18 protein-coding genes, 1 tRNA gene and 1 pseudogene are annotated in these 17,154 nt (G+C 34.0%); 9 read left to right on the forward strand and 11 right to left on the reverse strand.

All coding sequences use genetic code 11. The annotated features are described in order from the left end of the window. Positions 1-187 (reverse strand): hypothetical protein (locus J3U16_RS06855; protein WP_267342742.1); only part of this gene is annotated, 187 nt, incomplete at its 3' end. Between the two features lie 415 nt (positions 188-602). On the opposite strand from J3U16_RS06855, the gene J3U16_RS06860 reads away from it, so the two are divergent. Then, complete coding sequence (locus J3U16_RS06860) at positions 603-827, forward strand: hypothetical protein (protein ID WP_267330249.1); 225 nt, start codon at positions 603-605, stop codon at positions 825-827. Here J3U16_RS06860 and J3U16_RS06865 read toward each other — a convergent pair. The 6 genes from J3U16_RS06865 to J3U16_RS12120 form a co-directional block, all read right to left on the reverse strand. Continuing rightward, positions 817-1,035 (reverse strand): hypothetical protein, encoded by a 219-nt coding sequence (locus J3U16_RS06865; protein ID WP_267330248.1) that lies wholly within the window; start codon positions 1,033-1,035, stop codon positions 817-819. The genes J3U16_RS06860 and J3U16_RS06865 overlap by 11 nt on opposite strands. Before the next feature lie 32 nt (positions 1,036-1,067). Then, entirely contained in the window at positions 1,068-1,250 is a 183-nt protein-coding gene (locus J3U16_RS06870) for a hypothetical protein (protein WP_267330247.1), read from the reverse strand. A 19-nt stretch (positions 1,251-1,269) separates the two neighbouring features. Next, a complete protein-coding gene (locus tag J3U16_RS06875) occupies positions 1,270-1,470 on the reverse strand; it encodes a D-Ala-D-Ala carboxypeptidase family metallohydrolase (protein WP_267330246.1) in 201 nt (66 codons plus the stop codon). Positions 1,471-1,559: 89 nt separating this feature from the next. Beyond that, positions 1,560-1,778: a hypothetical protein gene (locus J3U16_RS06880; protein ID WP_267330245.1), complete on the reverse strand. Its 219-nt coding sequence runs from the start codon at positions 1,776-1,778 to the stop codon at positions 1,560-1,562. Positions 1,779-1,977: 199 nt separating this feature from the next. Further along, complete coding sequence (locus J3U16_RS06885) at positions 1,978-2,427, reverse strand: hypothetical protein (protein WP_267330244.1); 450 nt, start codon at positions 2,425-2,427, stop codon at positions 1,978-1,980. 303 nt (positions 2,428-2,730) lie between these two features. Continuing rightward, a complete protein-coding gene (locus tag J3U16_RS12120; RefSeq protein WP_416379929.1) occupies positions 2,731-2,892 on the reverse strand; it encodes an endonuclease in 162 nt (53 codons plus the stop codon). A 444-nt stretch (positions 2,893-3,336) separates the two neighbouring features. On the opposite strand from J3U16_RS12120, the pseudogene J3U16_RS06890 reads away from it, so the two are divergent. Further along, positions 3,337-3,687: pseudogene (locus J3U16_RS06890) on the forward strand (tyrosine-type recombinase/integrase); the annotation flags it as partial. 23 nt (positions 3,688-3,710) lie between these two features. On the opposite strand, the gene J3U16_RS06895 reads toward J3U16_RS06890, so the two are convergent. The 3 genes from J3U16_RS06895 to dusA form a co-directional block, all read right to left on the reverse strand. After that, positions 3,711-3,787: transfer RNA gene (locus tag J3U16_RS06895), tRNA-Arg, on the reverse strand. 269 nt (positions 3,788-4,056) lie between these two features. Further along, complete coding sequence (gene rep, locus J3U16_RS06900; RefSeq protein ID WP_065734450.1) at positions 4,057-6,072, reverse strand: DNA helicase Rep; 2,016 nt, start codon at positions 6,070-6,072, stop codon at positions 4,057-4,059. Between the two features lie 99 nt (positions 6,073-6,171). Then, the gene (gene dusA, locus J3U16_RS06905) at positions 6,172-7,131 is read right to left on the reverse strand and encodes a tRNA dihydrouridine(20/20a) synthase DusA (protein WP_267342744.1); all 960 of its coding nucleotides are present in this window, start codon (positions 7,129-7,131) and stop codon (positions 6,172-6,174) included. Between the two features lie 381 nt (positions 7,132-7,512). Here dusA and J3U16_RS06910 point away from each other — a divergent pair, with 381 nt between their 5' ends. Continuing rightward, positions 7,513-7,884: a DUF5362 family protein gene (locus J3U16_RS06910; RefSeq protein ID WP_220224822.1), complete on the forward strand. Its 372-nt coding sequence runs from the start codon at positions 7,513-7,515 to the stop codon at positions 7,882-7,884. An 86-nt stretch (positions 7,885-7,970) separates the two neighbouring features. Here the strand turns inward: J3U16_RS06910 and bamE are convergent, their stop codons facing one another. Further along, complete coding sequence (gene bamE / locus J3U16_RS06915) at positions 7,971-8,414, reverse strand: outer membrane protein assembly factor BamE (RefSeq protein WP_065563231.1); 444 nt, start codon at positions 8,412-8,414, stop codon at positions 7,971-7,973. Between the two features lie 208 nt (positions 8,415-8,622). Between bamE and J3U16_RS06920 the strand changes: the two genes are divergently transcribed. From J3U16_RS06920 to J3U16_RS06945, 6 genes are all read left to right on the forward strand, one after another. Then, a complete protein-coding gene (locus J3U16_RS06920; protein WP_267342747.1) occupies positions 8,623-9,234 on the forward strand; it encodes an FKBP-type peptidyl-prolyl cis-trans isomerase in 612 nt (203 codons plus the stop codon). Between the two features lie 363 nt (positions 9,235-9,597). Beyond that, positions 9,598-10,419, forward strand: coding sequence for a 4-hydroxy-tetrahydrodipicolinate reductase (gene dapB, locus J3U16_RS06925; protein ID WP_267342748.1), 822 nt, complete (start codon positions 9,598-9,600; stop codon positions 10,417-10,419). A gap of 8 nt (positions 10,420-10,427) precedes the next feature. After that, positions 10,428-10,925 carry a tRNA adenosine(34) deaminase TadA gene (gene tadA / locus J3U16_RS06930; protein ID WP_220224824.1) on the forward strand — a complete coding sequence of 166 codons (498 nt, stop codon included), beginning with the start codon at positions 10,428-10,430 and terminating at the stop codon, positions 10,923-10,925. A gap of 132 nt (positions 10,926-11,057) precedes the next feature. Next, positions 11,058-11,597, forward strand: a complete 540-nt coding sequence (hpt, locus tag J3U16_RS06935) for a hypoxanthine phosphoribosyltransferase (protein ID WP_065563227.1) — start codon at positions 11,058-11,060, stop codon at positions 11,595-11,597. A 17-nt stretch (positions 11,598-11,614) separates the two neighbouring features. Next, positions 11,615-13,333 carry an autotransporter assembly complex protein TamA gene (locus J3U16_RS06940; RefSeq protein ID WP_305082836.1) on the forward strand — a complete coding sequence of 573 codons (1,719 nt, stop codon included), beginning with the start codon at positions 11,615-11,617 and terminating at the stop codon, positions 13,331-13,333. Position 13,334: 1 nt separating this feature from the next. Further along, positions 13,335-17,135, forward strand: coding sequence for a translocation/assembly module TamB domain-containing protein (locus tag J3U16_RS06945; RefSeq protein WP_267330238.1), 3,801 nt, complete (start codon positions 13,335-13,337; stop codon positions 17,133-17,135). Positions 17,136-17,154 lie beyond the last annotated feature (19 nt).

The raw sequence follows: 17,154 nt of genomic DNA on the forward strand, positions 1-17,154 counted from the left end.
CAGACAAATAAGCTGTACCAAATGATTGAGCTCTCTCGTCTTTAGAGGATATAAAATTATTAAAATCATTGTAAGAAATATATCCTTTTATAAGATATAGATTTATCCAATCATCTTTTTTAGTGTTATCTGCAAATACAATAAAGGTAAATAAAGTTAATATAAAAAAATATAATATTTTTTTCATAAACAATCATCCAAACAATAAGATGATTTATTATACCATTAACATTCAAAGAATAACTATAACTTAGAGTTAGTGTCATTTCTAAGTGTAACTGATTGAATATGCAGTTATTCTTTATAGCTGCTCGTGAATTTTTATAGTTTATACGGTAGAAGTGAATGGTTATTCAAACATCAATTACGTTTATTATTAACATTCCTGTGTTGGATTGTTTTATATTCAACCAAAATGTCTCTAATTTGCTCGAAGTGTTGCTTTATAGCACCATTAAACAACCCTAAGGGGAAAGACACAGTTTTAACAGGTCTATGAAAATTAAACTCAGACTCAACTTGTTTCCACATTTCTTTAAAAAATTCACTGTAATCCATTACTAACCCTTTTTATTGCGCTTTTATCCTTATTACACTTCTCAATGACATTTAATAAATGCTCGTTATATCGGAAGCTATCACCAAAAATCATGGGATTAGGTGGTAAATTTGGTAAACAGTTACTTAATAGATTGGCTGGTATCGGTCGATTCACGTATACCTTTCGCTCGGTTGTACAAGCTTGTATAGGCATAGGCACAAACTGCTTAGCACAATCATTATCTTTGAGTTGCTCATTAATTTTCTCCTGCCGTTCTAGTGATTGATTTTCAAATTCACGTTTTGATATTTCGTTATCTGCGATGATTTGGTTGTTTCTAGATATGTTTGCTCTAGCTGGTTAATTTGATTAGTTAGCTCGGCGTTAGCGGTTTTTAATCGTTTTTTCTCCTGGTAATTGTTGTAACCAAAATAAATAGAGAAAACAAAACTGACAATAAGCAATGCTATACTTAATAACTTTTCTTTACTCATAGCAAACCCTTCTTATAAATCGTCTTACCGCCTTACTTAACAGCAGTCAAAACTATCTGACGGTTACTTTTTTTGCTAAATCCAATATGTACCCACTGGTTGTGCTCCTGGATAAGTTTGTCAAATTGAACACCAGCATCAATCAATTTTTGACATATTTCTTTAGGGGTACCATACGGTGAATGAAAATCGACAGCTAATCCCGGTATGGGCACTGATTGATACTCCACCTACTCATGCATTTAATGCAGGACAGCGATACCCAGAGGTGATAATTATAGGCTTACCTAGTGCTTTTCTAACCAGCTCAAATTTGATAGCAGTCAGTTGCACATTTGGCATTAAATTTTTGGGTACTGAATTATCAATTTTTAAACGACTAGCAGTTGATGAACGTGTAAATTCTTCTAGCGTGAAATGTTCAGTTAAGTTCATTAATCGTCTCTTTTGGCTTTTCTTATTAACTGTTCTTCTAATGCTTTGATTAGAGCCGCACCTGACCATCCAGCTAAGCCAGTTATACCTCATGCTAACTCAAAATCCCAATTAAAATAACTTGCGGCTAATACAACAAGCGTTCCAGCAAATATAGATATAAATATTTGTGCAACTAGCACCCAGATATTGAATTTATTTCCGTTCAGAAACTGATAGCAATAGTTAGATAATGAACCGAGCAAAGTGACAAAAAATAAATAGACAACAACTGTCCAGTTGACGTTGTCAGGATCTTTTATCGGCATGTTTAAATCTTCTTATTAATTATGAGTGGCAACATACTAGCTGAATGTGAGTTATGGGTGAGTCTTGCATTGCTACCGATTTGATGTTGAGTGAATACTCAAAATTTAGGTATAAAAAATCAGTAATTAAGTTAAGCTATTTCGTATAAAATCTTATTGAATTAATTAGGTTAAAATACATTATCAATTTTCTGTATAATTAAAGATCATACTCAAAATTAACTCCTTCCGATTTTAAATAGTCTTTAATTCCATTTATTGAAAATCTTTCTAAATCTTGTATATTAATTGTAGGGGTAATAAATTCTTTTTTTAATTCATCTGGCTTAGATGATAATAGTTCATTGTTATGAAACCATTGAACTTTTGATTCATTTTCAAAAGTAGAATACGATAGTTCAATATAATTTTCTATTTTCCCTGAAATACAATTATTTGATTTTTTCTTTAATTCATAAAGTAACGAATTATTATTAGGTGTGAAAAATTCATACACAATTCCAGTGGAAGAATTTAAATGAATAGAGTTATTATAAAATTGCAGTGGTATTTTAATTTTATTTTTGCCATATTGATTCAAAACAATAAAAGACTTCACTGTAGGACTTTCTGAAATTCTCAGTGGACCGCCAATATTTTCAAGTTGCAATACTTGATCGGTATATATATCTCCTTTCTTAATAAGAGTTTCATTTACTATAAAAAATGGCTCATTAGAGATTTTATCGACTTGATACTGCCTTATAGCAAAATATACTAAAAAATTGTTAAGAATATATTAACTACAATAGAACATATATTAACTTTTTCGTTTACAGTTAAATTTTCTTTATCTTTATTTTTCTCTTTTAATTTATCTTCAGGCATATTTTATGTTGAAACTGAACATGTGATTTTTTAAAAAGTTATATAATTTATATACTATCATGTGCCAGTAATATATCCTATCTAATTATTTACACGGCAGAGTAACGAACTTATTATCATTACTCTGAATTTGTTCTATTAGTTTGTTGTGATCACATTCCCAGTCATCAGACGAGTTCGTTTTATTCCACACAGTCATTAATTTGTGCTCTGAATCAGATAAATTGATATTGTATTTATCTGTCATTTATAAATATGTACGAGCTATTGCTACCCTGATTTCTTCTCTTGACTGAAATTAGCGGATTTGAAAATCCACATTTGTTTTACATGCTGTGAGAGCTCATTAGTTAATTGCGAATAGAGATAACTTGAACGCTCGCCATTTATCTCCCAAATGACAGCTGTTAATTGTGCAAATTTAATGAAATCCATTTCGAATACTAAATAGCTGTATAAATATTTAACTTTTTAATAAATAATGTTGACCCTCATTGTAAGGTACCTTAAAACACTAATCATAACGTAAGGAACTTGATAAGGTACCCCCAATCTAAGACGAAGGCTTAAAGAAAAGAAAATGAAGTATTTAATCATATTTCTTCTACTACTTTTAAGTTTTCCAGCTTTTTGAGTAGCATCAAAGGTGTGGCGGAAGCCTCACCTATGACCTTTATTATTAAATGACTAGGCAATAGATTTATTAAAAAGCCGACGGTTGATCAATAAAACATATATGCTTGTAAATTCAAAAAACAATCATATCAATGATATTGATCGCCGTGCGTTTAATCGTGCTACTGAAAAATGTAATATCGAAGATTTTCATTTTCATGATTTACGGCACACATGGCCGAGCTGGCATGTTCAAAGTGGAACACCGCTATTTACTCTAAAAGAGTTTGGAGGCAGAGAAACGCTAGAAATGGTTAAAAAGCAGGCTCATTTGAATGCTGACCATTTAAGTCAATTTTCAAATGCAGTCACAATTTGGTCACAAAATATTAATAAAGATACTCAAGCCGTAAACTTGGCAGTATAACTCATTGATTATCTTATATTTAATGGCGTCCCCTACAGGATTCGAACCTGTGACCTACGGCTTAGAAGGCCGTTGCTCTATCCAGCTGAGCTAAGGAGACATCGATTGGATTTAGTGATTAAACGCTGAGTATTATATAAAGCTATTTTGATCCGTCAATGCTTTTTAATTGATTATCAATCTATATAGACAAAATATCGTCAATTTTGACGTTATCGGCAATAAATTCAATACTAATAATCAGAAAAAATAAAAAAATATTCATTTATTCGATCTCAAAAACCCCGTTCCTCAACTTTTTTTCAGTTATGTCGATAAATTTGTTTAATAATTTGAGCTGTAGTTAATTGTTTTTGATATATAGATAATTTATTTTGCGCTAGCTATTTGCGCTTTTAGCATCGCTAACCGGCTTTGGCCTTGTTGCATTTTCTTTTCTGGTGATAGTTCATTACGCTGATCTTGCCACGCTAAATCGTCTTGTGGAAGTTCGAGTAAAAAGCGACTTGGTTCAACATAAACTGTTTCACCAAATTGTTTTCTCTGCCGGCTGAATGAAAAGGTTAGCTCTTTTTGGGCTCGAGTTATGCCTACATAAGCAAGTCGTCTCTCTTCTTCGATATTGTCTTCATCAATACTTGTTTGATGAGGTAATACCCCTTCAGACATACCAACTAAATAAACATAAGGAAATTCGAGGCCTTTTGAGGCGTGTAATGTCATTAACTGTACTTGATCTAGCTCTTCTTCAGTTTCATTTCGCTCTAACATATCACGTAACGTAAATCTTGCTACTGCTTGTTCTAGCGTTAATGCTTCGTCTATTTCATCACCCTGTAACATTTCATTCAGCCAGCTAACTAACTGTTCAACATTACGCATTCGCATCTGCCCGGCTGTTGGTGAGGTAGACGTTTCATAGATCCAACTTTCGTAGTGAATCCCATGTAATAATTCATGAATCGCGGCCATTGGTTCGGAATGTGATTTTTCTATCAGAGAATCAAACCAATGGATAAAAGCATGTAGGGTTTCCATCCTTTTGCCTGATAATAATTCGGTTAGCCCCATATCATGACTTGCATGATATAAGCTTACACCACGTTGATTTGCCCACTCACCCAGTTTTTGGATAGTTGCCGGCCCTATTTCTCGTTTTGGTGTATTAATAATGCGGATAAAAGCATTATCATCATCTGGGTTGGTTAATAGGCGTAGGTATGCCATTAAGTCTTTAATTTCAATGCGAGCAAAGAAAGATGTCCCACCAGAAATTCGGTAAGGTATTCGATACTGCATTAGCATTTTTTCAATTAAGCGAGACTGGTGATTTCCGCGATATAAAATAGCATATTCACCGTATTGGCTATTATTAGCAAAACGATGACCAATTAAGTCATTAACAACTTTTTCCGCTTCATGTTCTTCATTGTCGGCGGAAATCACTTTTAAATGTTCACCATAACTGAGTTCTGAAAATAATTTTTTTTCAAAGATATGCGGATTGTTTTCAATTAAGATGTTAGCAACTTTTAGAATTCTTCCTGATGATCGGTAATTTTGTTCTAATTTAATCACTTCTAACTTAGGAAAGTCTTGTTTTAGTAAAATTAAATTTTTAGGACGAGCCCCCCGCCATGAGTAAATCGACTGATCATCATCACCAACAACCGTAAATTTAGCTCGGCTACCTACTAATAATTTGATAAATTCATATTGGCTGGTATTAGTATCTTGATATTCATCAATAAGCAGGTAGCGGATACGGTTTTGCCATTTTTCTCTAACTTCTTCATTTGTTTTTAGTAACAATGTAGGTAGTAAGATTAGATCATCGAAATCTAATATACTGCAAGACTTAAGTTGTTTTTCGTAAAGTTGATAGCAGTGAGCAAATAATTTTTCTTTGTTGGTTTGTGCTCTAGCCATTGCAACTGTCGAATCAACGATATCATTCTTCCAATTTGAGATGGTAGAACGTAATTGGTTGATGAGATCTTTGTCTCCATCGAACCATTGTTGTGTTAGTTCTTTGAGTAGAGCAATTTGGTCGTGGTCGTCAAATAATGAAAAATTAGATTTTATACCAAGATGTTTATGTTCTCGTCGAACAATATCTAAGCCTAAAGTATGAAAAGTTGAAATTTTCAGACCTCTTGCCTCTTGCTTACTTAGCGATTGAGCAATACGTTCTTTCATTTCTCGTGCAGCTTTATTAGTAAAAGTCACGGCAACGATATGACGAGGTAAATACTCTTTGACTCGAATTAGATAAGCTATTTTATTAATGATTACCCGAGTTTTGCCCGAACCCGCACCAGCCAATACAAGGCATGGCCCCGAAACATATTCCACAGCTTGTTGTTGACTTGGATTTAAACGCACAGAAGAAAAGCCCTAAGTAAAGTTGTTCGTTAGTATATACTGATTTATCAATCATGCGCAATCAGACGCATGACCAATTAAGCTAGACAAAATTCTTTATTAAATGAAAGTTAATGCGTGTTCAACAACTTCAATTCCCGCTCCTGGTTTATGCGCATTTTCGCTAAGGTAACGTCGCCACTGTTTTGCACCTTTTCTACCATTAAATATTCCTAAGGTGTGTCGCATAATATGATTGAGTTGTCCGCCTTGACTAAGTTGTGTTTCAATATAAGGATAAAGAGTTTGTATTGCGACAATAGGATCGATAATTGGCGTATCATCTCCAAAGATTTGCTGATCAATCTGAGTTAATAGCATTGGATTTTGATAAGCTTCTCGCCCAACCATGACACCATCAACATAGTTTAGATGATGTTTGATTTCTTCAATGGTTTTAATCCCACCATTTATGGCGATAGTTAACTGCGGATAGTCACGCTTTAGCTGATAAACTCGCTCATAATCAAGTGGTGGTACTTCTCGATTCTCTTTTGGGCTTAGCCCCGAAAGCCATGCTTTGCGAGCATGAACAATAAATGTATCGGTATATGGCATCACTTTTTCAATAAAATCACATAAAAATGAATAACTATCTTGGTTATCAATACCTATGCGTGTTTTTACCGTGACAGGTATATTTACCTCTTTTTGCATGGCATCAATACAATTTGCGACTAAATCAGCTTTTCCCATTAAACAAGCACCAAACATACCATTTTGAACGCGATCTGATGGGCAACCTACATTAAGGTTAATCTCATTATATCCTCGTTCCTCTGCCAACTTAGCGCATTTAGCCAACGCTATGGGATCACTTCCACCTAATTGTAAACTTACTGGCTGTTCCTGTTCATTAAAAGCGAGATAGTCTCCTTTACCATATAAAATCGCGCCAGTGGTTACCATTTCGGTATAAAGTAATGTTTGTTTAGTTAATATTCGATGAAAATATCGACAATGTTTGTCAGTCCAATCCAGCATTGGAGCTATAGAAAATTTATTTAAGGTTGATTTCATTGATATACCGGTGATTAAAACTGTCTTTGTTGGTTATATTAAAATATTATTATACTTGGAACAACTTCATCTACACTCTTTAAACCTTCATTGTAAATACACTTTAGCCTTAATCAGGCATTAAGCAGCTAATTTTAAGATGTTTAAAGTCTTTTTCTAATATCATTCCCAGTGGTACTAATTTCCCATTTAATTGTCTTACTCAAATGCACGTTAGAGCTAGTCTTTTCGTTATTTCAGGGGGCACCTTAGAATGATGTGATTAATATAAAAGTTAACAATGTACAATTCTTAAACAAATTTACCTCGACATAGGTAAATAACGTGTTATTCTGACTTGCATTTTTTTAAATATAATAATTGGTAGTGATAGGAATGGAAATGTTAACAGATAATACAGATACTATTTTAATTAAATCAACAGAATTGTTAAAAAGCCAATTGAGATTTATTGGAGTTATGCAACAAATCTTTGGCGTAGTAAATATTGTTATAGGTGCAATTAGCTGTTTAGGTATAATTACAGCTATTGTTGGTATTCCAGTAATAATCAACGGAGTTAAACTTTTTCAATCCGGTAGTGCATTTAGTCTAGCAGCAGCCCTCGGTAGAGGAGAAGACTTTACTGAAGCTATCAGAAATTTACATGGGTATTGGAAATATGTATTAATTGGAATTATATGTACAGTTATTCTTTTCTTTATTTACTTTTTAATCATCTTTTCAATCATTGCTTCTATAGCTAATCACTAATAATTTCCACAGTAATAATTTATCGAATTAAATAAATAAAAACCTCGCAGAATGACGAGGTTTTTTTGAAATTTTTATTCCGATTATTACTCTTCAGGGGCTTGTGGCGGACGTGAACTATTCGGTTGATCATCATCAGATTTTATATTAATTGGGTCTGAAATACCCTGTTGGTTCATCTCTTCTAAAGATAAAGAACCTTCTAAAGACGAAGTTTTAATATCAGTAACTATCCCCATCTCATTAAAGTAAATAGCATAATTAATTTGGCTTAATTTTCCATGTTGAGGTTGTTGGCGGAAAACATAGTACCAAACATTACCACCAAAGGCTGAAGTTAACATTGGCGAGCCCATAATAAATACGACCTGATCTTTGGATTGACCAACTTGTAATAATTCGATCGCTTCTGGAGAGATATAATTACCTTGATTGATATCAGGTCTATAAACTAAACGGTCAACAAGTGAACAACCAGTTATCGATATACTAGTCACAATTGCAAGCGGAATAAGTTTGAAAAACGACATCTAAATTAATCCATTCAAATATATAATGTCGCTTATTATCGCTGATATTTTGACTAAGCGCTAGATAAAATAAAAAAAACTTTAGGTAATAGGATATAAAATGTTTGCTTATATTGATGATAATTAACAACTGTTAATATTTTACTTTTTATCTCGAATGTTAATGCTCTATAATAAAAAACTATTCTCAACAAATGACAGGTAAAAAATGAAATTAGATACAATTGAGCAAAAAGCAAGTTATGCAATTGGACTTCAAATTGGCCAACAGCTAAAAGAATCTGGCTTACATAATTTAGAGTTAAATGCATTGAAACTTGCTATGGAAGATGTGCTAAGCGGTAATCAACCGGCTTTACCTTTACAAGAATTACATGATGCCCTTCGTCATGTTCATGAAGAAGCAGCTAAAGAAAAAGCTAAACAAGCAGAAAAAATTGCCCAAGCAGGTAAGGACTTTTTAACTGAGAATCTAAAAAAAAATGGCATCAAATCGACTGAATCTGGTTTACAATACGAAATTATTAAACAAGGTGATGGTGCATTCCCTAAAGCAACAGACCGTGTTCGAGTCCATTATACTGGACAGTTAATTGATGGTACGGTATTCGATAGCTCAGTTGAAAGAGGACAGCCAGCTGAATTCCCTGTCAATGGTGTGATTCGCGGTTGGGTTGAAGCATTACAATTAATGCCAGAAGGTTCAAAATGGCGTTTATATATTCCTCAAGAGTTAGCCTATGGTTCGCAAGGGGCTGGCGCTTCAATTCCTCCTTATAGTGCATTAATTTTCGATGTAGAATTATTAAAAGTGCTATAAGTTTATATGGGCGCATTCGCGTCCATATTATCAAGTTCAATCGCAAATCAATTGCTTTATTTGATCTCTCAATATTTCGCAATAAAAAATGGATATACCAAGCAAGTATTATCTATAAAATAAGACAACGCTTTTTGACTAAAGTGTAAATTATCAGCAATAGGCAAAAATGCCCCCTTCAAATCAATCCTCTTAAAAATATGGTTAAAAGTGCCGTCTTATGGCATCCGTTATTGCTATTTAGTTTCGACTTAGTCACATAAAGCATGAAATGTATATCATTTTGTTTAAGTATATAACTTGAAAGTTTTCCGCTATAATAATTTGTTATAAATATCTGATAAAAAAGTTAAGGAAAGTTATATGGCTACAAGTATGATTCGTATCGCTATTGCTGGCGCTGGTGGAAAAATGGGGCGACAGCTTATTCAATCTGTGTCACAAATAGAAGGGGTTACATTAGGTGCCGCATTTGAACGAGAAGGATCATCATTGGTCGGTAGCGATGCTGGTGAACTTGCCGGAATTGGGGCCTGTGGAATTAAAGTGACTGATAATCTACAACAGGCAAAAGACCAATTTGATGTATTAATCGATTTTACTCGTCCTGAAGGCACACTTGCTCATTTAGCTTTTTGTACAGACAATAAGAAAATGATGATTATCGGTACAACAGGATTTGATGAAGCAGGAAAAAAAGCTATTGCAACAGCCGCTAAGCAAATTGCTATTGTATTTGCTGCAAATTTCAGCGTTGGCGTGAATTTAGTGCTCAAGTTACTTGAAAAAGCGACTAAAATTATGGGTAGTTATACTGATATCGAAATTATAGAAGCACATCATCGTCATAAAGTTGACGCACCTTCTGGCACTGCACTAGCTATGGGCGAAGCAATTGCTGATACTTTAGGCTGCGATTTGAACGACCGCGCAGTTTATTGCCGTGAAGGACATACCGGAGAAAGACCAAAAGGTGCTATTGGATTTGCAACTATTCGTGCTGGTGATATTGTTGGTGAGCATTCGGCTATTTTTGCCGATATTGGCGAAAGAGTCGAAATTAGCCATAAAGCCTCAAGCCGAATGACGTTCGCCAATGGTGCAGTCCGTGCTGCATTATGGCTTGCTGAGCAACCTGAAGGACTTTATGATATGCGCGATGTGCTTAATTTAAACAATCTATAATATTGAGTATGTTAGATGAAATTTGGATGCGACGAGCATTAGAATTAGCAAAACACGCAGAATCACTAGGCGAAATTCCTGTTGGAGCGGTTATTGTTGATGAACATAACCAAATCATTGGTGAAGGTTATAACCAATCAATAATTAATCATAATCCAACTGCTCATGCGGAAATTATGGCAATAGAACAAGCCGGTCAGCATAAAAAGAATTACCGATTAGTAAATACAACTTTATATGTCACCCTTGAACCTTGTATCATGTGTGCGGGTGCAATCATTCATAGTCGCATCAAGCGTGTGGTCTATGGAGCAAGTGATTTTAAAACTGGTGCGGCAGGTTCTTACATTGATATTCTTTCCCGAACAGGAATTAATCATTATGCTCAAATCATTGGTGGCGTATTGGCTGATGAGTGTAGTTCAATGTTAAGCGCTTTTTTTCAGAAGCGCCGCCAACAAAAAAAGCAAAATAAACAATCAATCCTCAAAACAATTGAAGATTAATTTAATATTTAAAAGAAAATTCTTTTAATCATTTCTTAATTATTTGATAAAAAATTAGTTTAGTTATTCTTTTTACCTATGAAAATTGTTAAAATCTGTTCTGATTTTTTTAAAGTACACTGAGCATTATTGATGAAAAAGCACACATTAGAAACGATGATATCGGCTGAAGATATCCAAACACGAGTAAGTAAATTAGGACAACAAATTAGCCAAGATTATGCTCAAAGTCAAAACGAGCTTATATTAGTTGGTTTGTTAAGAGGTTCGTTTATTTTTATGGCTGATTTAAGCCGTGCTATTACTGTCGGGCATGAAGTCGATTTTATGACGGCTTCGAGTTACGGCAATGCGGTGGTAAGTAATAGAGATGTTAAAATATTAAAAGATTTAGATGAAGATATTCGTGATAAAGATGTGTTGATTGTCGAAGATATTATTGATACAGGTAATACGCTTAGCAAAGTGATGGCAATTCTTAAGTTGCGTCATCCGCGTAGTATTGAAATTTGTACATTACTAGACAAACCATCTCGGCGTGAAGTAGCAGTACCTGTTAAATATATTGGATTTTCCATCCCTGATGAGTTTGTGGTTGGTTATGGTATCGATTATGCACAACATTACCGCCACTTACCTTATATTGGACATGTGAAATTACTTGAATCTTAAACATTATCGAGGTGTATGTGTTACGATTTTCTCGCTCATTATGCTTACTTTTAATGGTTACGACAGCATCAACTTATGCAGATATGAAGTTATCCATTAAAGGATTGTCTGGAGAGCTTGAAGAAAATGTCGACGCGCGCCTTTCTTTAATTACGCCAGATAAGATTAATAATACGCCAAATTTCAAACGTTATTTTGAGAGTGAAACGCAAAAAGCATTACGTGCTTTAGGTTATTATTCCCCTACTTTTGAATATGATGAAACCGATCCTAAAGTATTATCAGTAAAAATAACTCCTGGACAACCTGTTAGAATAAAACAATTAAATATCAATCTGAATGGTGAAGGGAAACAAGATAAAGATTTTCAAGAATTAATGGCGACACAATTACCTAAAATTGGTGATGTGTTGAACCATGGCACTTATGAGAATTTCAAGAAAGGATTACAAAGCATATCGTTAAAAAAAGGGTACTTTGACGCAGATATGCCTACTCATCAATTGGCTATAGCTCAATTTGATCATCAAGCTTTTTGGAATATCGACTTTAATACAGGTAAGCGTTACAAATTTAGTAAAGTCAATTTTCCTAATGCAAAAATCCGTCAGGATTATCTTCAAAATATTGTACCGTTTAAAGAAGGTGATGAATACTCTGCTGAAGATTTATCTTTATTAAATCGCCGTCTTAGTTCAACTAACTGGTTTAATTCTGTTGTGGTTACACCAGATTTTCCTCATCTTACAGCAGATAAAGCATTACCCATTGAAGTTGCAACAACACCTAGAAAAAGAAATGCAATGGACTTAGGTTTGGGCTTTTCAACCGATAATGGTGTGCATGGTAAAATTGGTTGGAATAAACCTTGGATTAATAGCCGAGGACAGAGTTTTCAAAGTAGTTTATCCCTCTCATCGCCTGAACAGATTATTACGATGAGCTATAAAATTCCACTGAAAAAAAATCCGATTGAACAATATTATACTATTCAAGGTGGTTATAAAAAAATCGATAATAACGATACCTATTCTCGATCTTATACATTTGGCGTGCTTCGTAATTGGGATAACTTTGATGGTTGGCAAACAGCATTAGGCTTAAATATGTTGCGAGACAACTTCACCCAAGGTGATGACAGTTACAAAACTAACTTATATTATCCATCAGTTAGTATTTCGCGTGTTCGTAATGATGGTAAGTTATTGCCTATGTGGGGGGATTCTCAGCGTTTTTCAATTGAAGGCGGTGCTGATGCGTTAGGATCTGATATCAATTTAGTGCGTTTTCAGACGCAACAAACTTGGATTCGTTCAATAAATCAATCTCATCGATTCATTGCTAGAGGTAATTTCGGCATTATCCAAGCCAGTAACTTTGAACGAGTTCCGCCCTCTTTCAGATTTTTTGCTGGTGGTGACCGAAGCATCCGCGGGTATAGTTACCAATCCATATCACCTAAAGATAAAAAAGGTAAATTAAAAGGCGCGTCAAAACTGATAACCGGTTCTGCTGAATATCAATACAATGTTACTGGTTCTTGGTGGGGAGCGGCATTTATTGACACTGGTGAAGCGATAGATAAAGTCGATAAAGCTAAGTTTTATACAGGTACAGGCTTAGGTGTTCGATGGGCTTCACCGGTAGGCCCAATTAAGTTCGATTTAGCAACACCTCTAAACAAAAAAGATAAAGGCTCAATACATCTATATATTGGTTTGGGAAGCGAATTATAAAATGGCAAAAAATCCAAATAGAGTAAAAAAAGCTGAAAAAATAAAGCGAATCCGAAAGTGGAAAAAACGCAGTATTGTCGTGTTATCCATTTTTGTTTTTCTCATCACCTTTATTATTTTGATGATCTATACCAGTTTAGGTGTAAAACTAACAACTTACGTACTTAATAAGTTTTTACCAGAATTAAAAATTGAACAAATAGATGGCACTTTTCATAATTTACACCTTCAAGGGCTGTCATTAGAACTTCCGGGCATTGATGTTAAAGTAAAAGATGCAAAATTCAAATTGAATGGTTCATGTTTGATTCAAACCAAAATTTGTGTCAAACAGTTTGATGCTGATGGTGTAAGCGTTATTATTGATACTGACAAAATCAATCGTTCACCAGATGAACCTATTCCCGAAAAACGAGAAACAATTAGTACACCACTACCAATTGATCTTAAGCAGACCCATATCACTAATGTCAATGTAAAAGTCAATGATATGCAATTTGGCATGTCAGACTTTACAGGTAAAGCTAGATGGGTGAATGAAAAAATTTATGTTTATCCATCAGTTGCTATGGATTTATCAGCTATCTTTGCCGATACTGATGATAATAAATCAATTACTACTTCAAATGATGATTTACCATTAAATCAAAAAATTAACCAAATATTTAATCAACCTCTAATTACGTCACTACCACAAGTTAATATTCCATTAGATTTTGATGTTACTAGTTTAACCGGTAACAATTGGTTGCTACATATTGGTGGTCAAGATTACCATTTCAACCAGGTTAGTATTAAAACGGATACAATTAATAATCATATTATTGTAAAACAAGTTGAAACTGATGCTATAACACCATATGCCAATGGGCATGCTTTTGTATCAGGGCAGATTACCTTAGGCGATGATTGGCCTATTTTTGCTTTAGTGAAAGTGGATACTGAAAGTAATCATCTTAATGGACAGTTTTCAGGAAAATTATTAGGTCAATTGTCCACTTACACCAATATTAACGGATTGAACCAAATTACTATTGATGGGCAAATTAACTTTATTGAGAAATATTTACCATTAATGGCTAAAATCAATGGTAAACATATTCAATGGCCAATTGAAGGTAAGTCACAATATCAGTTAGATAATTTTAATATCGCATTAGATGGAAATACCGAAAAATATAATATGCTAGCCAAAGGCGATATTAAAGGTGAAGGTGTGCCTGATACCAGTTTCGACGTTGTTGGTAATGGCACAAATCAATCAGCATCCTTTGATCATGCTAATATTAAATTACCTCAAGGTAGCATTAATATTACAGGTTATTTAGATTGGCAAAAAGCTTTAAAATGGGATACTAATATAAAATTAGATAATGTTGATCTTACTAAAGAATTACCTGCCTACCCTATTCGTTTAGCCGGACAATTAAAAACCACAGGGGCATTCGATGAGGATTCATGGCAATTAAATATACCGGATATGCAGTTAAAAGGTAATATAAAACAAGCAAACTTTTCAGCTAATGGTAATTTGTTTGCCGATTCTAACCACGCTATATCAGCCAATAACCTTGAAATGGTTTGGGGTAAAAACCAAATTAACATCAATGGTTCTACAGATAAGGGAAATTTGACTGCGCAACTTAATTTAAGTGCTTTATCATTACTGGCTGATAATCTCAATGGTGCTGTTGTAGGTAATATTAAAATGACAGGAAATAGTGCTTCCTCTGTTATTAATACAAATTTAAATATTAACGCATTAAGTTATGAATCTATTTCGATAGCCAAAGCAAACCTAACTGGCAAAGTTCAATATACCAATCAATTTAGTGGTCAATTGAATCTAGTTGGTCAAAATATCGATATTGCAAATGAAAGTATCAAAAAAGCTAACATAGAACTTTCAGGTAATGAAGCTCATCACACTTTAACCATCAATCTTGATGGTAGCCCTCTTTCCATGACAACTTCTTTAACAGGTGAACTTGATAAAGAACATACTATATGGACTGGAAATATACCACGTAGTTTAATAACATTAGGTGATAAGAGCCGTTGGCAATTAACCAAGCCGATCAGTCTTTCTTATGATATCACTAAAGAAATTCCAACTATTGGCGCTCATTGTTGGCGTGATAATATTTCAAGTATCTGTTTAGATAAATCATTTTCTATTGCGCCAAATAATGAAACATCAATTACATTAAAAGATATTGATCTGGCTAAGTTACCTATTCCAAATGATGGTGAAACTAAAATTGATGGTTTCATAAATGGAAAGGCAAATATTAAATTTGATGACTCAAGCAAAATTCCAAGTATCAAAGCAAATATAACTAGTAATAAAGTTTATGTTAAACAAATGATCACCAATCAAGCTTTGCCGATTCCATTTGATTTATTCAATATCAATGCAGAATTTAATGAGCAACAAGCTAAGCTAGATTGGCGTTTTAGTTTAAATAAATTAGGAAAGATCACTGGTGATTTATTAATTAAAGATCCTACCGCCAAAAAAGAGTTAAGTGGCCAATTGAATATTGACAATTTGGCATTAGCGATTGTAAATCCGTTATTAAGTAAAGATGAATATGCCAAAGGCGCTATCAATGGTAATATCAAATTCTCTGGCTCATTAATGGACCCAATCTTAAATGGTGGCATCAATTTAAGACATAGTGATATTAAGACTTATCAATTACCAATTGATGTAAAATCCGCTATGGTTGATATTAAATTTAATGGTAAATCATCAACCTTAAAAGGTGTATTAGTTACTAAATCTGGAAATATCAATATTAATGGCCAAGCTAGTTGGAATAACTTTGAAAAATGGCAAGCTAATATAACTGTAAATGGTGCCGCTATGGAGGTTACTGTACCGCCAATGATTGTTATGTCTGTCATTCCAGACATTAAGATCGAGGCAACGCAAGATGAACTAACGGTACTTGGTAAAGTTTCAATTCCAAAAGGTAAAATTACGGTTGATTCACTTCCGCCTTCAAGTATTGATGTTTCTCCTGATGAAGTAATGTTGGATAGGAACTATAAACAAATTCAACCACAAAACTTTGGTATGAAAATTAATAGTCATATCGAAATCAATATTGGTGATAACGTCACGGTCGATGCATTTGGATTAAAAGCATCATTAAAAGGGAAATTGATCGCTACACAGACTAATAAAGGGTTGGATTTACATGGTGAAATTCTTATTCCTAATGGTCGATTCCATGCCTATGGACAAGATTTAATTATCCACAAAGGAGTTGTCACTTTTTCAGGACCAACCGATCAAGCTATCTTAGACATAGAAGCAATAAGAAATCCTGACTCAATGGATAATAGCAATATTACTGCAGGGATTCGAGTTAAAGGATCTACAGAAGATCCTAAGATCGAAATATTTTCTGATCCAGCTATGTCACAACAAGAAGCACTTTCTTATTTAATTCGAGGTCAAGGTCTTGACAGCTCCGATCAGAGTGACAACGATATGATGACGGCATTTTTAGTCGGTGTTGGGACAGCAAAAACAGGAAAATTCATCGGTGATATAGGTAATGCTTTTGGAATTAAAAATCTAACTTTAGATACTCAAGGAGCAGGCAATAATTCAAAAGTGGTAGTGAGCGGCTATATTTTACCTAATCTACAATTAAAATACGGTGTAGGTATTTTTGACTCATTAGCAACGTTTACCTTACGATATAGACTTTTACCAAATTTATACGTGGAAGCTGCTTCTGGTCTAGCGCAAACTTTAGATCTTATTTATCAATTTGAATTTAATTAATTTCAAACTCTAATTTAGT

Source organism: Gilliamella sp. B3023, from assembly GCF_026536845.1.
GTDB lineage: Bacteria > Pseudomonadota > Gammaproteobacteria > Enterobacterales > Orbaceae > Gilliamella > Gilliamella apicola_E.